Genomic DNA, 21477 nt, shown 5'->3' with positions numbered 1-21477 from the left:
GAGCGGGCGCCGCCGGCGGACCGGGCTGCGGCGCCGGCTGAGGCTGCCCGGCGGGCGGCGGAGTGTACGGCGATGGCTGGAACGGTCCTCCGGAACTCATAGGCACAGCATATTGGCCACAATCAGGATCCTCCCGTCATGGCGACTTCCTCCAGGCAGCGCAGCGGCATGGCGGCTACCGTAGAGGTATGCGGTTCGCTCATCTGCGCCGTGCCGACTCCCCCGCCGCTCATCTCGCGGTCGTGGAGGGCACCGACGCCATCCTCGTCTCTGATCTCCTGTCCGACCCTCCTGCCACCCTGCAGCAGCTGATCGAGGGAGGCGACGAGACCCTGGACGCCCTGCGCTCCGCGCTGTCGTCGGCGTCAGCGCCGCGTCATCCGCTCGACGAGTGGGCGTTCGCATCCGCCGTCCTCGCGCCGCCGGCCGTACTGGCCGTCGGTCTCAACTACGCCGCGCACTCCAGCGAGCTCGGTCTGAAGACCGATGCCGCCCCCACCGTCTTCACTCTGTGGCCCAACTCGCTCACAGGTCACGGAGAGACGACGACCTGGCCGCGCGCGCTCAGCGAAGCGGTCGACTACGAGGCGGAGCTCGGTGTGCTCATCGGCACGCCGGCGAAGGACGTCGCCGAGGCCGAGGCCCTGAGCCACGTCTGGGGCTACACGGTCGTCAACGACATCACGGCTCGCAACGTCCAGTTCGCCGAGGCGCAGTGGTCTCGCTGCAAGTCCTTCGACGGGTTCACCCCGACGGGTCCGTTCGCGGTCACCGCTGACGAGATCCCCGACCCGCAGGATCTCCACATCTGGGCCGTCGTCGACGGCCACACCGTGCAGGACGCCACCACGGGGCAGATGGTGCGGTCGGTCGCGAAGCTCATCGCGCACCTGTCGCAGTCGCTCACGTTGCTGCCCGGCACGCTGATCTCCACCGGAAGCCCGGGCGGCGCCGGCTACTCGCGTGACCCGCAGATCTTCCTGCGCGACCGCTCCACGGTCACGGTCGGCATCGACGGCATCGGCGAACTCACCACGCACTGCCGCATGATCGACTGACCGCGGTCGCCGTCAGCCGGCGCAGCCGCAGCTCTCACCGCGCTGGAGCCCGACGCCGAGGCGCACGGTCCTCGGCGCCATCGAGCCGTCGCCGGGGTCCGTCAACAGAAGGTGCGCGGCGATCCTGCCCATCAGCTCCATCGGCTGTCGAATCGTCGTGAGCGTCGGCGTCGTCGTGCGAGCCGCGAGGATGCCGTCGAATCCGACGATGAGCACATCGCGAGGCGCCTCGACGCCCTCGGCGCGCAGCACGTCCATGAGGGCGATGGCGACCTGGTCGCTCGCGCAGACGAGAGCATCCGGCAGGGTGCCCGCGCGGGCACGGGTGACGACGTCGGCGAAGTCCGGCGCGATGTCGAGATCGACCTCGTCGAGCTGCTCCCCCGTCACGGCGTCTCCGCGTTCGGCGAGGATCCGGAAGAACGCGTCCCCGCGCTCCGCGTAGTCGTGCGAGAGGCGCGCGCCGATCCACCCCAGCGTCGACGCGCCGTGCACGTCGACGAGGTGATCGATGAGTAGTCGTTCGCCGCCGACGTTGTCCACGAGAACGTGGTGGCCGTCGCCGGTCTCGCTGCTGAGCACCACGACGGGGAGGTTCGACGCCACGGAGGCGAGAGAGGCCATCGCCGACTTCCCCGGCAGCACCGCGAGCCCGTCCACCCGGCCCGCGGTGTCGGCGACGTCGGACAGTCCCGTCCCGCCCGTGCTGAGCAGCACGGCGCGGCCGTTGCGCTTGCACTCCAGCACGAAGCCGCGCTGCACCTCGTCGACGTAGAGCGGGAACGTCTGGGGCTCGCTGAGGCGGGCGTCCTCCGCGGCATCCCAGGGCACGAGCCCCGCGTCGAGATCCAGCGTCTCGATGTCGACGCGCTTCTCGTGGGCGCCCGGCTGCTGCGGCAGAGCGCCGTCCTGCGGCCCGTCGAGGAGCAGATCGAACAGGTGGAGACCGAGGACACCCGTGCGGCCCCTGGCGAGGTTGCGGGCGGAACCGCTCGGGACGTAGCCGATCTCCCGCGCCGCCTCCAGCACGGCATCCCTCGTCTCCGGGCGGACCTTCTCAGGCCTGCGGAATGCGAAGGACACCGTCGCGATGGAGACGCCGGCGCGTTCGGCGACGTCGTAGACGGTGGGGCGGCTGGACGCCATGGACACCTCGCTCTCTGGGCGATTCTACTGACGGCCGCAGACTCCGGCCGCCGTCAGCTCAGGGTGAGTCCGCTGCGCAGCGGGTACAGCGGATCAGCGGTATCCCCGGGAACATCGGCCCTCGATCGGCGCACGGCCTCCATGGACCGGGGTATCTCCACGGGCAGGGTTCCGCGGAGCGCGATCCTCCCGGAGAGAGCCGCGAGCACCGCCTCGTCCGAGGTCCCGAAGTCGACGACCAGCGCGGACGCGAAGGGCACGAGCGGGGTGAGGATGCCGGGGCGGTCGAGGTTCACGATCACCACGAGCGGACAGTGCGCGGCGATGCGCTGCAGGCGCACGACCAGTCCGGGAGGGAACTCCAGGGACCCCTGATGGAACCATCGTTCGAGGAAGAGGTCGTCGCGTGGTTCGAACGGTGCTCCGATCCTCACGATCGCGAGATCCGCGTCCTCCGGACGCGGCACCGAGTCCGCGTACTCGTCCAGCGCACTCTCGCGCACTCCCTCCGCGTACACGCGGGGGCGCGCGCCGCCGAAGAGCGGCAGCATCCCGTCGCGGTTCTCGAGCACGGTGACCGACTCCGCCTGCGCCCGGAAGCCCTCCGCGCGGAAGGCGGCCGATCCGACGATGCGTTCGGCCTCGTCCTCGTCGACGAACGGGTCGTCGAACAGGCCCAGCTGGAACTTCACGAGCAGGATCCGCCGCACCGACTCGTCGAGCCGCGCCTCGGGAACCGCACCGGACGCGACGAGTTCGAGGAGCAGCTCCACGCACTCCTCCCCTCCGAACTGGTCGGCGCCCGCGTCGAGGAGCATCCGCATGCGCTCGATCGGCGTGAGATGCTCGACGCCCCATGCCCGCGCCGGCAGCACCTGATCTCCGACGTGGTTGTCGTTGACGAGCTCCCAGTCGGTGACGACGACGCCGTCGTAGCCGAGCTCCTCGCGGAGGAGGTCGGTGATGATCTGACGGTTGTACCCGAAGCCGACCTCGGCGATGCGCTCGCCGTTTCGCACCAGATCGACGGGCATCCCGTAGTACGGCATCATGCCGGCGGTGCCCTGCCTGATGGCCTCCACGAACGGCTTCAGATGCTCCTCGAAGCGTCCGCCGGGGTAGACCTGCTCGCGCCCGTAGGGGAAGTGCGCGTCCTCCCCATCCAGCTGCGGTCCGCCGCCGGGGAAGTGCTTCGTGGTGCACGCCACGCTCTGCGCGCCGAGCGTCTCGCCCTGGAAGCCCTGCAGGTACGCCGCGGTGATCTCGGAGACGCGGTCGGCGTCGTAGCCGAAGGTCTGCGCCTGACGCCCCCACCGCGCTTCGGTGGGCAGGTCGATCTGCGGATGCAGCGCCGCACGGATCCCCACGGCGAGGTATTCCTGACGCGCCGTGTCGGCGAAGCGCCGGATCAGGTCGATGTCGTCGATCGCGGCGAGCCCCATCGCCTCCGGCCACTGCGAGAACGGACCGGCGGAGAAGGCGACTCCCGTGTTCTCCACGAAGGCGTGCCGCGGGTCGGTGCTGATCGTGACCGGAATGCCGTGCGGCGTCTGCTCGGCGAGGCGCTGCAGGTTGTTGTTCCAGCGCGCCCCGTCGCGCGCCGTCCGCATGGCATGCACGTTGAAGTGGCTGAGGTGCTTGCGGAGCACGACGTCCGATGTCGGCGACTTGGAGATCGCGCCCGGGGTCTCGAGCACCTCGCCGTCGGGCCCGATCTCGATGACCGTCTGGAACATCAGCCCGGCCTTCTCCTCGACGGACAGGCGTCCGAGCAGGTCCTCGGTGCGCTCAGCGGGAGACAGACGCGGATCCTCGTACGGATCCATCGTCCCGTTTCCGTTGAGATCGCGGTACTCGACGCCGTCGCTCGACGTGCGGAGGTGGGGGTTCATGCGTGTCCTGCTTTCCGTGGGACGGGGAGATGACGAGGGATGCCGTCTACTTCAGCCCGGTCGTCGCGACACCGCGGATGAACCAGCGCTGCAGGAAGACGAACAGGAGGAGGATCGGCGTGATGACGAGGACCGAGCCGGCGAGCAGCAGGCCGTAGTCGGTCGCATTCTGTCCCGTCGAGTAGAGCGACAGGGCGACGGGGAGCGTGTACATCTCCTGCGTCTGCGCCGCGACGAGGGGCCAGAGGAAGTTGTTCCAGGAGGACAGGAACGTGAGGATGCCGAGGGTCGCCAGCGGCGGCCCGCACAGCGGCATGACGATGCGCGTGAAGATGCGCCACTCTCCTGCGCCGTCCAGTCGAGCCGCCTCCAGCAGCGGCTCGGGGATGCCGAGCATGAACTGCCGCATGAGGAACACCCCGATCGGCGCCGTCAGGAAGGGCAGGATGAGTCCGGGGAACGTGTTCACCAGACCGAGCGCGGAGACCATGACGAACAGCGGGACGAACGTGACGACGCCGGGCACCATGAGGGTGACCATGACGAGCCCGAACAGCGCCTTCTTGCCGGGGAACTCCATCTTGGCGAGCGCATAGCCGACCATCGAGCAGAACACCATGTTGCCGAGCACGGTGACCACCGCGACGACGAGGCTGTTCACGAAGAAGTGCCCGAAGTCGAGCGGACCGAACCAGGCGGCGAAGTTCTCGCCCGTGGGGTTCTCCGGCCACCAGGTCGGCGGTCGGCGGAGGATCTCCCCCTGCGTCTTGACGGAGCCCAGCACCATCCAGACGAAGGGGATCAACCACAGCACGAGTCCGACGGCCAGGACGGTGTAGGTGAGTGCGCGGCCGCTGCGGCCCGTCGAGCGGCGCCGCTTCGGACGGCGGTGCGCCGCAGCATCCGCAGCGGGGGCGAGCGTGGAGGTCGTCATGGCGTCAGTCCTTCGAACGGAGCAGCCGGAACTGCAGCAGGCTGATCAGGGCGATTGCGAGGAAGAGCACGTAGCTCGCCGCCGATGCGAGGCCGTACTCCCCGAAGCCGAACTGCTGATACGTGTAGAAGGCGACGGAGAGCGTCGAGTCCAGCGGGCCGCCCTTGGTCATCACGAAGGCCTCCTCGAAGAACTGGAGGTAGCCGACGGAGATGAGGACGGCTCCGAGGAGCAGAGTCGGCCGCAGCAGCGGCAGCGTCACCGAGATGAGACGACGCCAGGGCGAGGCGCCGTCCATCGTGGCGGCCTCGTTCACGTCTTCCGGCACGGCCTGGAGCCCCGCGAGGAAGATCACCATGAGCGTGCCGACGTTGCGCCACACCGCCATCATGATGAGCGACGGCAGCGCGAAGGCGGGATCGTTGAGCCAGTTGGGGCCGTCGATTCCGACCAGCGCGAGTGCCGAGTTCAGCAGCCCGTCCGGCTGCAGGATGTAGCGCCACACCACGGAGATCGCCACGATGCTCGTCACCACGGGCGCGTAGAAGCCCACGCGGAAGAACGAGACGATCCGTCCGCGCCCGTTGTTGAGCGCGAGAGCGAGAGCGAGAGCCACGATCATCGTGATCGGGATGCCGACGAGCACGAAGATGCCGGTGACCCCGAGAGAGGTGAGGAATCGGGAGTCGGCGAACAGGGTGAAGAACTGCTCGAGACCCACGAAGTTCACCGCGAACGGGGACCTGATGTCGCGCGCCGTGAAATCGGTGAAGGACATCGCGAACGATCCGACGATCGGGAACAGCATGAAGATCGCGAACACGACGACGAACGGGAGGGCGAAGCCCCAGGCGACGAAGGCCTGACGCCTGCGACGCACCGCGCCCAGGCTTCGCTTCCCCTCGCCGCGAGGGCCGCGGACGGCCCTCGCGGCGGTGGCGCTGGATGCGGACATCGGCTCAGTCCAGCCCGATGGTGTCCGCTTCGCCCTGCAGCGTCTTCAGGACGTCGGCGACGTCGCCCGTCCCACGACGGAGGGCCTCCAGCGCCTGGTCGCCCTTGGCAGCGACCTTGACCCAGCTCGTCGTCACCGGCGGCGCCTTGGCGGTCTCCAGCTGCGTGCCGAACGTCGCGAGTCCGGCATCGCCGGCGACGGCCGACTCCTTCCACGCCGCGGTGGATGCGGGCAGGTCACCGGTCGCCTCGAAGAACGCGGCCTGCGTCTTCGGCTGGCTCAGCCAGTCGACGAGCTTCCACGCGGATGACGCGTTGTCACTGCCGTCGAACACGACGAGGTTCGCTCCGCCGCTGAAGGACACGGAGCCGTCGAGAGCCGGAAGCACCGCCGTCGTGTACTTGTCGGCGAAGCCTTCGCCGCCGACGGCTTCGAGCTGGCCGCGCAGGAACGGCCCTTCGACGACCATCGGCGCCGTGCCGTCGACGAACTCGGCCTCGGTCGCGCCGGGAGAGGTGTCGACGTTCGGGTCGGCGATGCCGTCCGTGAAGAAGCTCTGGTAGTACTCCAGCCCCTTCGTCATCTCGGGGGTGTCGAGAGTCCACTTCTTGCCGTCGGTGAGCTCGGCCCCGGCCGACCACGGCATCCACATGGCGCCCTGGAAGGAGTCGTTGCCCGCCGGCAGGCGCATGCCCCACGTGGAGCCGCCCTTGCTCTGCATGTCGGCGGCCATCTGCGACAGCTCTTCCCAGGTCTTCGGCGCCTCGGTCCAGCCCGCCTTCTCCGCGATGTCGGTGCGGTAGTAGAGCACGCGAGTGTCCACGTACCAGGGCACCCCCGCGGCGCGGTCGCCCACCTTCGTCGTGCTCAGTGCTCCCTCGAAGAAGCCGTCGGTGGAGATCTGCTCCGGAACCGTCGCGAAGGCGTCGGCGAAGTCGGCCATCCAGGTCGTCCCCATCATCGCGATGTCGGGGGTGTTGCCACCGGCGATGGCGGTCTGGATCTTGTTGTGCGCGGCATCCCACGGGATCGGCGTCACGTCGATCTTCACATCGGGATTCTCCTTCTGGAACGCCTTCACGAAGTCAGGAAGGGCCTCGCCCTCCGCTCCCATCGCCCAGATGGAGATCGTTCCCGTCGCGGGTCCGTCGTCGATCGTCGTCGTCTCGCCGGGTCCGGATGCGGCGTCATCCGTACGCCCGCATCCGCTCAGCAGCAGGGTTGCAGCGGTCAGAGCCGCCACTCCCCCCAGTACGCTCGTGAACTTCACGTCTTCCTCCTCGAATCGCTCGCTCAGAATCTATGCGCTTAAACTCGCATGTCCTGCTATCTAAGCGCATAGATTCCCGATCGGCAACCCCTGCCGCGCGCACCCCGCTCCCGAAACGCAGAACAGCCCCGGCGCGGTGCGCCGGGGCTGTTAGGAGAGGGGATCAGATCTCTACGAGGTCATCCGGGGTGATGATCGGGATCGCCGCCGTCACGGCCTCGAGCCCGGACAGACGCGCCGGGGAGAGCTGCTTCGCGACCTCGTCGCGCGACATCAGCCCGGCCTCCACGACGAGGTCTGCGACGTTGCGGTTCGTCAGCAGCGCCGTCTTCGCGAGGGCTGCGGCCGCCGCGTAGCCGATGAACGGGGTGAGGGCGGTGATGACGCCCACCGAGGCTCCCACCATCGCACCGAGACGGTCGCGGTTGGCCGTGATGCCGTCGACGCAGTTCACGCGGAGCGTCCACATGGCCTGGCGCATCCAGGTGATCGACTGGAAGATCGAGTGCGCGATGACGGGCTCGAAGGCGTTGAGCTGCAGCTGTCCCGCCTCCGCGGCCATCGTGACCGTCATGTCGGCGCCGGCGACGGCGAACGCCACCTGGTTGACGACCTCGGGGATGACGGGATTGACCTTGCCGGGCATGATGCTGGACCCGGCCTGCATGGCGGGGAGGTTGATCTCGCCGAGACCCGCCTGCGGCCCCGACGACAGCAGTCGCAGGTCGTTGCAGATCTTCGAGAGCTTCATCGCGTTGCGCTTCAGCGTCGAGGAGAACGACATGAACGAACCGGTGTCGCTGGTGGCCTCGACGAGGTCACCGGCGGTCACGAGGTCGAGCTCGGTGATCTCGCGCAGATGCTTGAGCACGGCGGGCGCGTAGTCGGGGTGGGTGGTGATGCCGGTGCCGATGGCGGTCGCGCCCATGTTGATCTCGAACATCAGCGACGCGTTCTCGGTGAGGCGCGAGTGGTCGTAGCCGAGCGTGGTGGCGAAGCCGTGGAACTCCTGACCGAGCGTCATCGGCACGGCGTCCTGGAGCTGCGTGCGTCCCACCTTGAGGACGTCGTGGAACTCGCGGGACTTGCCGAGGAAGGAGCGACGGAGGAGGTCGAGCTCCTCGAGCAGCGAGCGCAGCGTCAGCGACAGTCCGATCTTGACGGCGGTCGGGTACACGTCGTTCGTGGACTGGCTGCGGTTCGTGTGGTCGATCGGCGACAGGAAGGCGTAGTCGCCCTTCTCCCGTCCTGCCATCTCGAGCGCGATGTTGGTGATGACCTCGTTCGCGTTCATGTTTGTCGAGGTGCCGGCGCCGCCCTGGATGACTCCGACCGTGAACTGGTCGTGGAACTCTCCGTCGATCACCCGCTGCGCCGCACGATCGATCAGGTCTGCGCGCTCGTGGTCGAGGACGCCGATCTCGCGGTTCGCGCGGGCACTGGCCTGCTTGACCATCGCGAGGGCGACCACCAGATCGGGGTACACCGAGATCGGGCGCTTCGTGATCGGGAAGTTCGCGTCGGCGCGGGCGGTGTGGATGCCCCAGTACGCGTCGGCGGGGATCTCCATGCTCCCGAGGGAATCGGTCTCTGTACGGGTGAGGGAGGGCGCGGCAGAAGCCATGTCACATCCTTGTGGGTCGTGGCGAGTGAGAAGTATGGGGGATGCCACAAGTCTACGCCTGCGCCACGGCCGCGCCCGTTCAGCGACCGCGTTTGCGGGAGAACGCCTCGAGTCGCTGCTCGGGCGAGAGGCGCGCCATCCGCTCCAGCCACTCCGGCGAGAAGTACGTGCCGGTGTCGGCATCGGTCACGGGGACCACCGCATGCGTGATCGTGTCGGGGTGCACGTGCACCAGCTGGAACGCCTGAGCGGCGTCCATCCCGTTGACCTCCGCCGCGGGCAGCGCCACGTTCATCGTGTAGCACGTCGCCGACGCCACGCTCACGGGAACGCCCGCGAACATCCCGTGCGAGGAGTAGTGCAGGTGGCCGGCGAGGATGCCGCGCACGTCGCTGCCGCGGACGATCTCGGCGAGCTCGTCCTGATGCCTCAGCTCGAGGATGTCGAAGAGCGGCAGATGACTCGGCAGCGGCGGATGGTGCATGGCCAGCAGCGTTCCGTGCGGGGCGGGCTCGCGGAGCAGATCGGCCAGCCAGTCGAGCTGCGCGCGTTCGAGGTCCCCGTGATGCCAGCCGGGCACGCTGGTGTCGAGAGCGATCAGCCGGAGTCCGTCGAGGTCCCACACGCCGGTGACCGGCTCCTCGGTGGGGCTCAGATCGAGGAGACCGGCCCGCAGCGCGGGGCGCTCGTCATGATTGCCCGCGACCCAGACGACGGTGGTGTCGAGCGCCTCCGCCACCGGTTCGACGGCGTCGCGGAGCCGGCGGTAGGCGTCGGGCTCCCCCAGGTCGGCGAGGTCACCCGTGATGACGATGGCCGCCGGATGAGGGTGCACCGCGCGGATCGCGTCGAGGGTGCGCCCGAAGTTCGCCTCCACGTCGTAGCGCCCGCCCAGCCGCGCACCACCCGCGAGGAAGTGCGGATCGCTGACGTGGATGAGCACGTGCGATGCGGGCCGGTGTCTGCCGAACGCGTACTCGGCTCCCTGGGGCTCGGACATGGCTCCAGCCTAGGCGGCGGGACAGACGCCCCGCCGCCCGTCGTCACTCCACGGTCGCGCGGACGTACTCGGACAGCACGACACCCGACCCGAACGCCGTCGTCCCGATCTCGTCGAACCGCTCCGGACTGTAGGGGCGCGAGCCGAACAGCGGGATGCCGCTGCCGAAGAGCAGCGGGTTCCGCTTCAGCACGAGGCGATCGATCTCGTCGGCGAGGGTCGCCGCGAGAGCGCCTCCCCCGCAGAGCCAGATGGCGCCCCCGCTCTGCCGCTTGAGATCCCTGACCACGCGGACAGGATCATCCGCCGTCACCTCGAGGCTCTCCCCGCTCGCCGTGTTTGAACGGGAGAACACGATCTGGCGCAGGTGCCGGTACGGGCTCGTGACGCCGAACGGCAGGCCCACGGCGTAGGTATTCCACCCCATCAGCACGGTGTCGAACATTCCGCCGTCGCGGGAGATCCCCTGCGCCTCGGCGATGTCGGTGGGAACGGTGTCCCCGAAGCGCTCGTTGATCGCCGCCATGTGATCGCCCTCGCTGAGGAGCGCGTCGAACTCCCCCTCAGGCCCGGCGATGAAGCCGTCGAGGCTCACGGCCACGTAGTAGACCAGTTCTCGCATCACTACTCCAATCACAACATCTGTCGTGAATGAAGAGTACATCAGCTGTAGTGGTTGCGCTACAGTGAGCGCATGGCGAAGAACGACACCCGCCGCCGGTCTCTGGCGGATGCAGGCCTCACCGTGCTCGCACGCGAGGGTTCACGGGGTCTCACGCACCGCGCCGTCGACCTCGAGGCCGGCGCGCCGACGGGCACCACGTCCAACTACTTCCGGAGCAGAGACGCCCTCGTCGCCGGACTCGTCGAGCGCATCGGCGAGCGTCTCGCCCCGACCGCCCAGGACCTCGACCGACGAGCCGCGGAGGCCCCGAGCCGGGCGCTGTTCGCCGACTACGTCCGCGACATCGTCCGCCGCCTCACCGGCGATCGCGAGGTCACGATCGCCCTGTTCGAACTGCGCCTGGAGAGCAGCCGGCGGCCCGAGGTCGCCGCCGTCCTCGGCGCGTGGCAGCGCGCGGGCTTCGATGGCGACGTCGCCTTCAACAGCGCGGCCGGACTCCCCGGCGGCCGACGCGAGATCGCCCTCTTCCACTACGCGATCGACGGTCTCCTGCTGGACAGACTGACCACTCCGATCGATCCGGACACCTCGACCGACGACGTGATCGACGACCTCGTCGCCGGTCTGCTGGGCTGATCCTCCTGGCGGGTCAGTGCCCGCCGATGACGATCAGCGCGATGCCGCCGATCACCGCGATGGCGCAGACGACGAAACAGGCGTAGGCGCCGACCAGGGAGAGGCGCTTCTGCGCGTCGGTGAGCGGACTCTTCTTGGCCGCCTTGGCCGCCTGCTTGGCCGCGCGCTTGAGGTCCTTCTCCGTGATCACCGTGATCGCGTCGGTGAACTCGGCGGGGCTCACCACGGGAGCATGCCCGCCGCGCACGAGCAGACGGAGGCCCATCGCGTAGAACCCGACGACCGCACACGCTCCGATCAGTGCGGCGGCGAACACCAGGATGAAGGCGTTCCAGTCGATGACGACGTTCACTTCGACTCCTCACCGGTCGATGCCGCAGCATCCTTCTTCGCCGACTTGGCCTTCGACGACTTCTTCCTGTCGTCGGCGGCCTTCTTCGCGTCGGCCTTCGCCTTCTCGCGGGCGGCTGCACGCGCCTTGGCCTCCGCCTTCGCCTGCTCGATGCGCTGCTGCCTCCGCGTGGGCGGCGGCGTGTCGGGAAGCTCGACGGCGAGACCGGACTCCGCCACATCGCTCATCGCGTTGGCGTGTGTCACTGCGTCCTTGCGCGAGCGCAGGAAGAGGCCGATGATCACGCCGAGAGCGAGGACGGTGTCGATCGCGATGCCCCACGGACCGAGCCAGGTGATCAGCAGGGCGGCGAAGGCTCCGACCGCGCCGGCGGCCGGAAGGGTCAGCAGCCAGCCGATCGCGATGCGCCCCGCTGTGCGCCAGCGGACGGTCGATCCTCGGCGACCGAGGCCGGACCCGATCACCGATCCGGAGGCGACCTGCGTGGTCGAGAGCGCGAAGCCGAAGTAGCTCGACGCGAGGATCGTCGCCGCGGTCGAGCTCTCCGCCGAGAAGCCCTGCGCGGGCTTGACCTCCGTGAGCCCCTTGCCGAGGGTGCGGATGATCCGCCAGCCGCCGAGATAGGTTCCGAGCGCGATCGTCACGGCACAGGCGATGATGACCCACAGGTAGGGGTCCGCCTGGTCGCGGCTCTGCCAGCCGACGGTGATGAGCGCGAGGGTGATGACGCCCATGGTCTTCTGCGCGTCGTTCGTGCCGTGCGCGAGCGCGACCATGGACGACGTGAAGATCTGCCCCCAGCGGAAGCCGTCGCGTCCGTCGGGCTTGTTGTCGTAGCGTCGCGTGATCGAGTACGCGATCTTGGTGGCGGCGAACGCGATGAGCCCCGCCGTGACGGGGGCGATCAGCGCGGGGAGGATGATCTTGGAGAGCACGGCTCCGAAGTCGATCCCGCCGACGCCGACGCCGACGAGGGTCGCGCCGATCAGGCCGCCGAACAGCGCGTGCGAGGAGCTCGACGGAAGGCCGAGCAGCCAGGTCAGCATGTTCCAGGTGATCGCGCCGATGAGACCGGCGAAGATCATCGGCAGGAAGATGCTCGCCTGATCCTGCAGCCCCTCCTCACGGATGATGCCGTGCGAGACGGTCTGCGACACCTCGGTCGAGAGGAACGCGCCGACCAGGTTGAGCCCAGCGGCGAGGAGCACCGCGGTCTTGGGCTTGAGGGCTCCGGTCGCGATGGGCGTCGCCATCGCGTTGGCCGTGTCGTGAAACCCGTTGGTGAAGTCGAAGAACAGTGCAAGTGCGATGACGAGCACGACGATGAGGGCTGCGGTTTCCACCGTTCGCTTTCGGTCGTTGAGGAAGAAGATTCGTGTCGACGGGATCGACGTGACGAACGAAGAGTTCATCGTGGGTTTGACTTCCGTTAACCGGCCCCGGTAAATCCTCCCACCCGCACAGGGGCCGGTCAACTCGACCTGGGCTAGCGTGGAACGGTGACTGATGCCCCGATCGCCGCCCGCCGCTCGACACTCCGCACCCACCACGGTGACACCTTCGAGGATCCCTACGAATGGATGCGCGACAAGGAGTCCGCCGAGGTCATCGCGCACCTCGAGGCGGAGAACGCCCACACGGACGCCGAGACGGCCCACCTCGAGCCGCTGCGCGAGCGGCTGTTCCAGGAGATCAAGGGTCGCGTCCAGGAGACCGATCTCTCCGTGCCGACGCGCCGGGGCGATTGGTGGTACTACAGCCGCACCGAGGAGGGCGCGCAGTACGGCATCCACTGCCGCACCGCCGCAGCGGCAGACGACTGGACTCCCCCACTGCTCGAGCCCGGTGTGCCCGTACCGGGCGAGAGCGTCCTGCTCGACGGGAACGTCGAAGCCGAGGGGCACGAGTTCTTCTCGCTCGGCGCGTTCGACACCACCGACGACGCGACGAAGCTGCTCTGGTCGACCGACTTCGAGGGCGATGAGCTGTACACGGTGCGAGTCCGCGACCTCGTCACCGGCGAGACGCTGCCCGATGAGATCCCGAACACCGGCGGTGCGTTCTTCACCCCCGACGGCACGGGCGTCCTCTACACGACCCGAGACGAGGCCTGGCGCCCCGACACCCTGTGGCTGCACCGTCTCGGCACGGACGTCGCCGACGATCTGCGCCTCTTCCACGAGCCCGACGAGAAGTTCTGGCTCGGGGCGGGCATCACGCGCAGCCGGAAGTACCTTGTGATCGCCGTCGGGTCGAGCATCACGAGCGAGGAGTACCTCGTCGACCTGTCCGGTGACCTCACCGCGGAGCCGACCATCGTCTGGCCCCGCAGCGAGGGCGTCGAGTACTCGGTCGAGCACGCCGTCGTCGACGGCGAGGACCGGCTCTACATCCTGCACAATCAGGATGCCCTCGACTTCGAGCTCGTCTCTGTCGCCGCATCCGCGCCGCAGGGCGCGCGCCACGTCGTGCTCCCGCACCGTCCGGGGAGGCGGCTGCTGGGGATGGATGCGTTCCGCGACTTCGCGACCGTCGAGTACCGCAGCGAAGGCCTCGAGCGCGTGGCGCTGCTCGACTACGGCACGGATGTCGTCGAGGACATCGCCTTCGACGAGCCGCTCTACTCGGCAGGCGTCAGCGGCAATCCCGAGTGGCACGCGCCGTTCCTGCGGCTCGGCTACACGTCCTTCGTGACGCCGGGCACCGTGTACGAGCTCGACCTCGCGACCCGCGAACTCGTGCTGCGCAAGCAGGTCGCCGTGCTCGGCGGCTACTCCCCCGCCGACTACGGACAGGAGCGGGCGTGGGCCACGGCATCCGACGGCACCCGCGTGCCGATCTCGCTCGTGTGGAAGAGGTCCTTCGGCGACCCCGGCGCGGCGCTCCGCCCCGTCCACCTCTACGGCTACGGCTCCTACGAGCACTCCATCGACCCCGGTTTCTCGGTCGCACGCCTCTCCGAGCTCGATCGCGGCGTGATCTTCGCGATCGCCCACGTCCGCGGCGGCGGCGAGATGGGGCGCCAGTGGTACGAAGACGGCAAGCTCCTGCACAAGCGCAACACGTTCACCGACTTCGTGGCCTGCGCCGAGCATCTGATCGCGAGCGGCGTGACCTCACCCGATCGACTGGTGGCTGAGGGTGCGAGCGCCGGCGGTCTACTGATGGGCGCCGTCGCGAACCTCGCCCCCGAGTCGTTCGCGGGCATCCTCGCCGGGGTTCCGTTCGTCGACGCCCTCACGACCATCCTCGATCCCTCGCTTCCCCTCACCGTCATCGAGTGGGACGAGTGGGGTGACCCGCTGCACGGCGCCGACGTGTACGAGTACATGAAGTCCTACACGCCCTACGAGAACGTCCGCGACGGCGTCGACTATCCGCGCATCCTCGCCGTCACCTCGCTGAACGACTCTCGGGTGATGTACGTCGAGCCCGCGAAGTGGGTGGCGCGCCTGCGCGAGGCGGGAGCGTCCGACGTCCTGCTCAAGTGCGAGATGGTCGCCGGCCACGGCGGCGTGAGCGGCCGGTACAACTCCTGGCGCGAGCGCGCGTTCGAGCTGGCCTGGATCCTGGACGTGCTCGGCCTGGCGGAGTAGCACCCCGGATACCGGCCGCCGGACGCCGGATGCCCGGATGCCCGTACGCCGACGGCATCCCGGCGTCCGAGATCCGCACATCCGACCGAAATGCGGAAGCCCCCGCCGGATCGATCCGGATCTCGGGTGAGGTGCCGCACCTCGACCGGATCGCACTTCTCCTCCACAATGGAGGCGATTCACGGATCCGTCCACAGGTGGCGCTATGGGCCCTGCGATGCACCTCCGCTCCCGCAGACTGTGCGGATGCTCCTCGAAGACTGGCTGCGTCTCCACGACGCGATCGCACATACCTCTGAGCTCTACGCCGCAGGGTTCGGCACGCACGCGCTCGCCTCGGCCGTCGAGCGAGGTGTGATGCTGCGTGTACGCCGATCCTGGATCGCTCTCCCCGATTGCGACGGCGACCTCGTCAGAGCGATCACTGCGGGAGGGCGTCTCACCTGCATCAGCGAAGCGCGGCGCCTCGGCCTGTGGGTCCCGTCGGCTGACCCACGCGTGCACGTCAGGGCGCCCGCAGGATCGGGGAAGATGGCGCTCGACGGCGTCCGGATCCATTGGTCGAACGGTCCTGCTCCCGTTCGTCGGCGCGCACCAGCCGAACCGCTCGTCAACGTTCTGCACCATGTCGCGCAGTGCCTGGAGCCCTCAGCCGCGCTGGCGATCTGGAATTCCGCCCTCAACAAGAGGCTGATCGCCCCTCAGGTGCTCGAACGCGTCGCCTGGCGGGGGCGGCTCGAGCGGAGCCTCGCCTCCCGCTCGACGGCGCTCTCGGACTCAGGGCTCGAAACCGAGTTCGTCGAGATCATGAAGGGCATCGGGGTCAGCGTGCGACAGCAGGTCTGGATAGACGGTCACCCCGTCGACGCGCTGATCGGCGACCGGCTGATCGTGCAGTTGGACGGTTTCGCGCACCATGGCGCCGCGGCACGACGTAGAGACCTCGAGGCCGACGCCCGTCTGAGGCTGCGCGGGTACACGGTGCTCCGCTTCGACTATCAGCAGGTGTTCTTCCGACCGGAGTATGTGCGCGACGTGGTTCGGATGGCGATCGCCCAGGGGCTGCACCTCACCGGCTGACGCGCTGAGTTCCGGAATCCCTCTCGAGATCCGGATGCCGACGACGAATTCATCCGGAACACAGGAGGCCCGCCGCAACTCAGCACGGGCACCACGGGCTACTCCAGCCACGACCCGGACGCCAGACCTCAGGCCCATCCGACCACACGACGCTCAGATCCGGCATCCCTCCCGAGATACGGATGCCGGCAGCGCATTCTTCCGGAACTCGGGCGATCTTCCGGAACTCGGGCGATCTTCCGGACCTCAGGCAGCCTGCCGGAACCGGACAGGCCGAACCCAGCCCAGGTTCAACCGAAGAGCGTGGCCGCGGCGTCGTAGCGGACCTGGGGAACCGTGTTCAGCTCGCCGAGAGCGTCGGCGAAGGGAACCCGCACGATCTCGGTGCCCTGCATGGCGACCATCTGACCCCACGCGGCGTCGACGACGGCATCCGCGGCGTGCATGCCGAGGCGCGTCGCGAGAACGCGGTCGAAGGCGGACGGAGCACCGCCGCGCTGGATGTGCCCGAGGATCGTGGCACGGGTCTCGATTCCGGTGATGCGCTCGATCTCGGGGGCGAGCTGATCCCCGATCCCGCCCAGGCGCGGACGGTTGAAGGCGTCGAGGCCCTTGTCGCTGTAGGCCTCGTCCATGTCGCGGAGCTTGAACCCCTCGGACACGACGACGAGCGGAGCACGGCCGCGGTCGTGAGCGCTCGTGACGAGCTCGCAGATCTCCTCGAGCGACATCGGGACCTCGGGGATGCAGATGACGTGGGCGCCGGCCGCCATGCCGGCGTGCAGGGCGATCCAGCCGACGTGGCGCCCCATGACCTCGGCGACCATGCAGCGGCGGTGCGAGTCTCCCGTGGTCCGCAGGCGGTCCATCGCGTCGGTGGCGATGTTCACGGCCGTGTCGAAGCCGAACGAGTAGTCGGTCGCACGGAGGTCGTTGTCGATCGTCTTCGGCACGCCGATGACGTTGATGCCGTCCTTCGCGAGACGGTCGGCCGCGGCGAGCGTGCCCTCGCCGCCGATCGCGATGATGCCGTCGATCTTGTGCCCGTACAGCGTCTTGGCGATGTTCTCCGCGCCGCCGCGGACTCCCTCGTACGGATTGGTCCGGCTGGTCCCGAGGATGGTGCCGCCGACCTTCGAGAGGCCCTTCACGTCGTGGCGGGTCAGGGGGAAGAAGTCGCCGTCGACGACACCTCGCCAGCCGTCGCGGATGCCGACGAACTCGAGGTCGTACGCACGGGTTCCCTTGAGCACGATCGCGCGGATGACCGCGTTGAGTCCGGGGCAGTCGCCACCGCTCGTCAGGATGCCGATCTTCATGCTGCCGCCTTCGGTTGTTCGGGTAAGTGAGGGGAAGGCGACGTTGCCTGCGAACGACACTAGCGCCCCAGAACGATGGAGCGCCATTCCGGGCGGTGAAAACGGAGGATCTTACGGTCGATTCGAGACGAAACCGCAGAAGTTCGAGAGTTGTGCCGATTACGACGCGAATGGGCGTTAAGAACCGAGATTCTTAACGCCCATTCGTCAGACGGCGCCGAGGGCCTGTCGCAGCAGGTGCATCAGGGCCGCCAGCTGCACGGGCTCCCCCGCCACGTCGTCGACGGCCTCGCCGTCGAGCGCGCGGGCTGCGAGCCCCTGCTTCTGGTCGATGAGCTCGGCGATCTTGGTGTCGATCGTGTGCGCGGCGATGATCCGCCACGCGGTGACCGGCTCGTCCTGTCCGATGCGGTGCACGCGGTCGATCGCCTGCGTCTGCTCCGCCGCCGTCCACGACAGCTCGGCGAGCACGACGTTGGAGGCCGCCTGGAGGTTCAGTCCGACGCCCGCTGCGGTGAGCGAGCAGACCGCGATGCCGACGGCGGGGTCGCCGTTGAAGTCGTCGATCGCCTGTTGACGGGCGGTGGTGGTCTGGTCGCCGCGGATCGAGACGGCGCGGATGCCGGCGGCGGCGAAGTGCGCCTCCGCCTGGTCCATGACGTCGATGTGCTTCGCGAAGAACACGACCTTGCCCACCGAGCGCTGCAGCTGCGCGGCGTAGTCCGCGGCGAGCTGAGCCTTCGCCTGGCCGATGCGGCGGACCATCGTGAAGACGTTGTCCCCGCCCGTTCCCGCCGCCTTGGACTCCTCGAGCTCGTTCTGCGCGACGAGACGGACGATGTCGTCGTCGATCTCTCCCGGCGCGAGACCGCGATCTCCGCGGGCCTCGATGATCCGTCGGTAGCGGACGGCGAGCCGTTCGCCGAGCTCGCGCTCCGCCTGGCGGATGCTGCGGCCGAACTCGTCGTCCAGCTGGACGGGGAGGTCGGCGATGAGCTTGTCGGGGAGGTCGGCGGCGACGTCCTTCTTCTTGCGGCGCACGATGCCCATGGAGATGACGGCGTCGCGGGCCTCGGGGTAGAACGACTTGTCGGCGGGCGTGAAGCCGGTCGCGTCGAGCTTCTCCATCAGTTCGGGTCCCGGCTTCTCGCCCGTGGTCCATCCCAGGAAGCGCCAGATCGCGTCGAAGTCCTCGACGTCGTTGATCAGCGGGGTTCCGGTGAGGGCCAGCATCAACGGGTTGCCGCCGGGAGTCCGCTCCCGCACGCGCGACGCGAGCGAGAGGACGTTCTGGGAACGCTGCGACGAGAGGTTCTTGATGAAGTGCGCCTCGTCGACGACCATGCCGCGCAGCCCGATCGACGCGAGCCACGAGAGATGCCGGTCGAGAATCTCGTAGTTGACGATGAAGATGTCCGCGAACGCGTCGATGTCGGCGCCGTCGCCCTGGATGACGGTCGCACGACGCTGCGGAGTCCACCGCTCGACCTCCCGCGCCCAGTTCATCTTGACGACGTTCGGGACCACGGCGAGCAGTGGATACGCACCGGCGACGGAGGCCGCGAGGACGGACTGCGCGGTCTTGCCGAGTCCGGGCTCGTCGGCCAGCAGGAAGCTGCGGTGCCCGGCGCGCACGGCTTCGAGGAACCGCGACTGGTGGACCATGATCTCGAGGCCCTTGGGCGACAGGTGGTCGAACTCCGGCGCGGGGGGAAGGTCCATGGACGCGGCGGATCCGCCTGCACCGGTCTCGAACGCCTTGTAGAGCGGACCCATCAGCTCCCAGCCGTCCAGACGGCGGCGCGGGGTCGTGGTCACACGGGGCGTGAGGTCGGGAGCGAGGAACGGGTTCGCGAGCTGGCGCGACTCGACGGACGGCGGAGTCACCTGACGCTCCGCGATCGCGGCCGGGACGACCGGCGCCTGCACGGGCGCGACGTCGGCGATGATGAGCTCCTCCGGAGCGAGCTCGGCGCCGGACTCGAGCAGCCAGTCCCTGCGCATGCGCTTGGCGACCGGCGACGTGGCCTGGTCCGCTTCGAGGAGCTGGATCAGCGACGTGTCCCTCGCCGCGGTCTTGGCGAGGATCGTCGCGACGCCGTCGAGCCGCTTGAGCAGCTCGGAGCGTGCGGCATCGCCGATCTCGGCATCCGCTTTGACCCTGGCGCGCTCTTCGCGCACCAGGAAGGCGATGACCTGGAACTTGACGCGGTTCGTCGGTCCGAGCTTCCCTCGCTGCGACTTCGCCTCGATCTCGCGCACCTTGCGCGCGAGGATCGGGATGAGGGGGGCCTCATCGTCGCGACGGGACGTCTTCCTTCGCCGCGTGGCGGCGGTTGCCGTGGTCGGCATGCTCCTCCTGAGCGTGAGGGCCGCGGTGCCGATGTGCGCCGAAGCCGTCTCGATGTCCGCGTGTGGCGCGAGATCTCACCGGTGTCGGCGAATCGTTACCAGGACCGTACGAACAGTGGTACTGATTCCCGTCGATGCACGAAGGACGTGCGAGGATCACCGGGAACCGATCGTCAGTCTACGCCATACGTCTCGACGTCGGCGCGGCAGGACACGGAGAATTCATGCGCCCCGGGTGTCGAGCACCCGCTGCGCGTCGTCCACGTCTGCCGCCATCTGCTGCTTCAGCTTCTCGATGCCCTCGAACGCGACCATGCCGCGAAGGCGCTCCACGAACTCGACGGTGACGTCGTGCCCGTAGAGATCGAGCCCGGTCTCCCCCATGACATGAGCCTCGACCTGACGCACCAGGACATCGTCGAAGGTCGGGTTGGTGCCGACGGAGATCGCCGACCGGTGGCGGATGCCGGTGTCGTGGTCGACCAGCCATCCGGCGTAGACGCCGTCGGCCGGGACGAAGGCGTCGGTGATCGTCGACAGGTTGGCCGTGGGGAAGCCGAGCTCTCGTCCGCGCTTCAGCCCGTGCACGACCTCGCCGCGCACGTCCACGTGACGGCCGAGCACCTCGGCGGCCGCGGCGACGTCACCGGCCATGAGGAGCTCTCGGATCCAGGTCGAGGAGACGCGACGGTCCGATCCTTCGAGGAAGACGTCGTCGACGACCTCCACGGTGAATCCGAACCGGGGGCCTAGCTCGGCCAGCAGGGCCGGGGTGCCCGCCCCTCCGCGTCCGAACCGGAAGTCGTCTCCCACCAGCACGGTGGAGACCTTCAGCGCCGACACCAGGATGTCGGCGACGAAGTCCTCCGCGCTCCGAGCGGCGAGCTCCGCGTCGAAGGTCAGCATCAGGGTCGCGTCGATCTCCAGCTCGCTCAGGAGCTCGAGCTTGCGCTCGATCGTGACGACGTTCTCCGGGCAGAGATCGGGGCGCAGCACGGCGAGCGGGTTCCGGTCGAAGGTCACCGCGACCGCGCGCGCCCCCGAGGCCTCGGCCTGCTGCTTCAGACGGCGGATGACCGCGCGGTGCCCGGCGTGGACGCCGTCGAACTTGCCGATCGCAACGGCCGAGGGGCCGAAATCAGCCGGCACATCGAGCGGATCCCGGAAGACGATCATGCGGTCACCTCGGTGGACTCCTCCTGGGCGACCGGCGCCGGTCGATGCGTGCGCAGCCACCAGATGCCGAAGACGGGGAGGACGAGCGGGATGAACAGATACCCCCGCCCGAAGAGGGACCACACGGTCTCGTGCTGGAAGAGATCGGGCAGGAGCAGACTGAGCGCGCCGACGACGAGGACACCCGTCAACTCGAACACGATCGCGATCCATGCGACCGTGTACCACCCGCGCCTCTGGGCGAGCACCAGGGCGAGCGTCGCGAGGATGTAGACGACGGCGGCCAATGCGGACAGTGAATACGCCAACGGCGCCTCGTCGAACCGGCGGAGGATCTGCACGAAGCTGCGGCCGGTCGCCGCCAGCGCCATGACGGCGTAGACGATCACGAGGACACGGCCGATGCCGGTCATCCGAGAAGGGGGTTCGGTGGTGCTCATAGCTCGATCCATCCTAGTTGCG

General features: G+C 68.6%; 18 protein-coding genes. 4 read left to right on the top strand and 14 right to left on the bottom strand.

Annotation, left to right across the window (positions count from 1 at the left end):
• Positions 1-188 precede the first annotated feature (188 nt).
• Positions 189-1058, top strand: coding sequence for a fumarylacetoacetate hydrolase family protein (locus ACFY5A_RS12840; RefSeq protein ID WP_387234545.1), 870 nt, complete (start codon positions 189-191; stop codon positions 1056-1058).
• Positions 1059-1070: 12 nt separating this feature from the next.
• Here ACFY5A_RS12840 and ACFY5A_RS12835 read toward each other — a convergent pair whose 3' ends face one another.
• The 8 genes from ACFY5A_RS12835 to ACFY5A_RS12800 form a co-directional block, all read right to left on the bottom strand.
• Positions 1071-2204 carry a LacI family DNA-binding transcriptional regulator gene (locus tag ACFY5A_RS12835; protein ID WP_387234542.1) on the bottom strand — a complete coding sequence of 378 codons (1134 nt, stop codon included), beginning with the start codon at positions 2202-2204 and terminating at the stop codon, positions 1071-1073.
• 53 nt (positions 2205-2257) lie between these two features.
• Positions 2258-4096, bottom strand: a complete 1839-nt coding sequence (locus tag ACFY5A_RS12830; protein ID WP_387234539.1) for a glycoside hydrolase family 3 protein — start codon at positions 4094-4096, stop codon at positions 2258-2260.
• Between the two features lie 46 nt (positions 4097-4142).
• Positions 4143-5030 (bottom strand): carbohydrate ABC transporter permease, encoded by an 888-nt coding sequence (locus tag ACFY5A_RS12825; protein WP_105674584.1) that lies wholly within the window; start codon positions 5028-5030, stop codon positions 4143-4145.
• A 4-nt stretch (positions 5031-5034) separates the two neighbouring features.
• A complete protein-coding gene (locus ACFY5A_RS12820; protein ID WP_341942409.1) occupies positions 5035-5985 on the bottom strand; it encodes a sugar ABC transporter permease in 951 nt (316 codons plus the stop codon).
• Between the two features lie 4 nt (positions 5986-5989).
• Positions 5990-7255 (bottom strand): extracellular solute-binding protein, encoded by a 1266-nt coding sequence (locus tag ACFY5A_RS12815; RefSeq protein WP_341942410.1) that lies wholly within the window; start codon positions 7253-7255, stop codon positions 5990-5992.
• Between the two features lie 163 nt (positions 7256-7418).
• Positions 7419-8879 (bottom strand): aspartate ammonia-lyase, encoded by a 1461-nt coding sequence (locus ACFY5A_RS12810; protein WP_341942411.1) that lies wholly within the window; start codon positions 8877-8879, stop codon positions 7419-7421.
• 79 nt (positions 8880-8958) lie between these two features.
• On the bottom strand, positions 8959-9879 hold the full coding sequence (locus tag ACFY5A_RS12805; RefSeq protein ID WP_387234534.1) for a metallophosphoesterase: 921 nt from the start codon (positions 9877-9879) through the stop codon (positions 8959-8961).
• A gap of 43 nt (positions 9880-9922) precedes the next feature.
• Positions 9923-10501: a dihydrofolate reductase family protein gene (locus ACFY5A_RS12800; RefSeq protein ID WP_387234531.1), complete on the bottom strand. Its 579-nt coding sequence runs from the start codon at positions 10499-10501 to the stop codon at positions 9923-9925.
• Between the two features lie 72 nt (positions 10502-10573).
• On the opposite strand from ACFY5A_RS12800, the gene ACFY5A_RS12795 reads away from it, so the two are divergent.
• Entirely contained in the window at positions 10574-11140 is a 567-nt protein-coding gene (locus tag ACFY5A_RS12795) for a TetR/AcrR family transcriptional regulator (RefSeq protein ID WP_341942414.1), read from the top strand.
• A 13-nt stretch (positions 11141-11153) separates the two neighbouring features.
• Here ACFY5A_RS12795 and ACFY5A_RS12790 read toward each other — a convergent pair whose 3' ends face one another.
• Together ACFY5A_RS12790 and ACFY5A_RS12785 are read right to left on the bottom strand one after the other, a co-directional pair.
• On the bottom strand, positions 11154-11492 hold the full coding sequence (locus ACFY5A_RS12790; protein WP_387234528.1) for a peptidase: 339 nt from the start codon (positions 11490-11492) through the stop codon (positions 11154-11156).
• On the bottom strand, positions 11489-12835 hold the full coding sequence (locus ACFY5A_RS12785; RefSeq protein WP_105674718.1) for an inorganic phosphate transporter: 1347 nt from the start codon (positions 12833-12835) through the stop codon (positions 11489-11491). Before ACFY5A_RS12785 ends, ACFY5A_RS12790 begins: the two co-directional genes overlap by 4 nt.
• Before the next feature lie 156 nt (positions 12836-12991).
• Here ACFY5A_RS12785 and ACFY5A_RS12780 point away from each other — a divergent pair, with 156 nt between their 5' ends.
• Both ACFY5A_RS12780 and ACFY5A_RS12775 read left to right on the top strand, forming a co-directional pair.
• On the top strand, positions 12992-15088 hold the full coding sequence (locus ACFY5A_RS12780) for a S9 family peptidase (protein WP_387234524.1): 2097 nt from the start codon (positions 12992-12994) through the stop codon (positions 15086-15088).
• 246 nt (positions 15089-15334) lie between these two features.
• Positions 15335-16168 (top strand): DUF559 domain-containing protein, encoded by an 834-nt coding sequence (locus ACFY5A_RS12775; RefSeq protein ID WP_341942416.1) that lies wholly within the window; start codon positions 15335-15337, stop codon positions 16166-16168.
• Positions 16169-16458: 290 nt separating this feature from the next.
• Here the strand turns inward: ACFY5A_RS12775 and ACFY5A_RS12770 are convergent, their stop codons facing one another.
• From ACFY5A_RS12770 to ACFY5A_RS12755, 4 genes are all read right to left on the bottom strand, one after another.
• Positions 16459-17487 carry an ATP-dependent 6-phosphofructokinase gene (locus tag ACFY5A_RS12770; RefSeq protein ID WP_105674605.1) on the bottom strand — a complete coding sequence of 343 codons (1029 nt, stop codon included), beginning with the start codon at positions 17485-17487 and terminating at the stop codon, positions 16459-16461.
• 207 nt (positions 17488-17694) lie between these two features.
• Positions 17695-19839, bottom strand: coding sequence for a DEAD/DEAH box helicase (locus ACFY5A_RS12765; RefSeq protein WP_387234521.1), 2145 nt, complete (start codon positions 19837-19839; stop codon positions 17695-17697).
• Positions 19840-20061: 222 nt separating this feature from the next.
• On the bottom strand, positions 20062-21015 hold the full coding sequence (locus ACFY5A_RS12760; protein ID WP_341942418.1) for a bifunctional riboflavin kinase/FAD synthetase: 954 nt from the start codon (positions 21013-21015) through the stop codon (positions 20062-20064).
• Positions 21012-21455 (bottom strand): hypothetical protein, encoded by a 444-nt coding sequence (locus tag ACFY5A_RS12755; protein WP_387234518.1) that lies wholly within the window; start codon positions 21453-21455, stop codon positions 21012-21014. Before ACFY5A_RS12755 ends, ACFY5A_RS12760 begins: the two co-directional genes overlap by 4 nt.
• Positions 21456-21477 lie beyond the last annotated feature (22 nt).

The sequence above is a fragment of the Microbacterium sp. NPDC012755 genome, from assembly GCF_042901325.1.
Taxonomy (GTDB): domain Bacteria; phylum Actinomycetota; class Actinomycetes; order Actinomycetales; family Microbacteriaceae; genus Microbacterium; species Microbacterium natoriense.
Note: the sequence above shows the minus strand (reverse complement) of the source record. Positions and strands in the feature narration are given on the sequence as shown.

Excerpts from the sequence above, each read along its gene's own strand:
- ACFY5A_RS12835 (WP_387234542.1), bottom strand. The coding sequence starts at position 2,204 with ATGGCGTCCAGCCGCCCCACCGTCTACGACGTCGCCGAACGCGCCGGC.
- ACFY5A_RS12820 (WP_341942409.1), bottom strand. The coding sequence starts at position 5,985 with ATGTCCGCATCCAGCGCCACCGCCGCGAGGGCCGTCCGCGGCCCTCGC.
- ACFY5A_RS12770 (WP_105674605.1), bottom strand. The coding sequence starts at position 17,487 with ATGAAGATCGGCATCCTGACGAGCGGTGGCGACTGCCCCGGACTCAAC.
- ACFY5A_RS12800 (WP_387234531.1), bottom strand. The coding sequence starts at position 10,501 with ATGCGAGAACTGGTCTACTACGTGGCCGTGAGCCTCGACGGCTTCATC.
- ACFY5A_RS12805 (WP_387234534.1), bottom strand. The coding sequence starts at position 9,879 with ATGTCCGAGCCCCAGGGAGCCGAGTACGCGTTCGGCAGACACCGGCCC.
- ACFY5A_RS12810 (WP_341942411.1), bottom strand. The coding sequence starts at position 8,879 with ATGGCTTCTGCCGCGCCCTCCCTCACCCGTACAGAGACCGATTCCCTC.
- ACFY5A_RS12830 (WP_387234539.1), bottom strand. The coding sequence starts at position 4,096 with ATGAACCCCCACCTCCGCACGTCGAGCGACGGCGTCGAGTACCGCGAT.
- ACFY5A_RS12760 (WP_341942418.1), bottom strand. The coding sequence starts at position 21,015 with ATGATCGTCTTCCGGGATCCGCTCGATGTGCCGGCTGATTTCGGCCCC.
- ACFY5A_RS12755 (WP_387234518.1), bottom strand. The coding sequence starts at position 21,455 with ATGAGCACCACCGAACCCCCTTCTCGGATGACCGGCATCGGCCGTGTC.
- ACFY5A_RS12840 (WP_387234545.1), top strand. The coding sequence starts at position 189 with ATGCGGTTCGCTCATCTGCGCCGTGCCGACTCCCCCGCCGCTCATCTC.
- ACFY5A_RS12775 (WP_341942416.1), top strand. The coding sequence starts at position 15,335 with ATGCTCCTCGAAGACTGGCTGCGTCTCCACGACGCGATCGCACATACC.
- ACFY5A_RS12765 (WP_387234521.1), bottom strand. The coding sequence starts at position 19,839 with ATGCCGACCACGGCAACCGCCGCCACGCGGCGAAGGAAGACGTCCCGT.
- ACFY5A_RS12825 (WP_105674584.1), bottom strand. The coding sequence starts at position 5,030 with ATGACGACCTCCACGCTCGCCCCCGCTGCGGATGCTGCGGCGCACCGC.
- ACFY5A_RS12795 (WP_341942414.1), top strand. The coding sequence starts at position 10,574 with ATGGCGAAGAACGACACCCGCCGCCGGTCTCTGGCGGATGCAGGCCTC.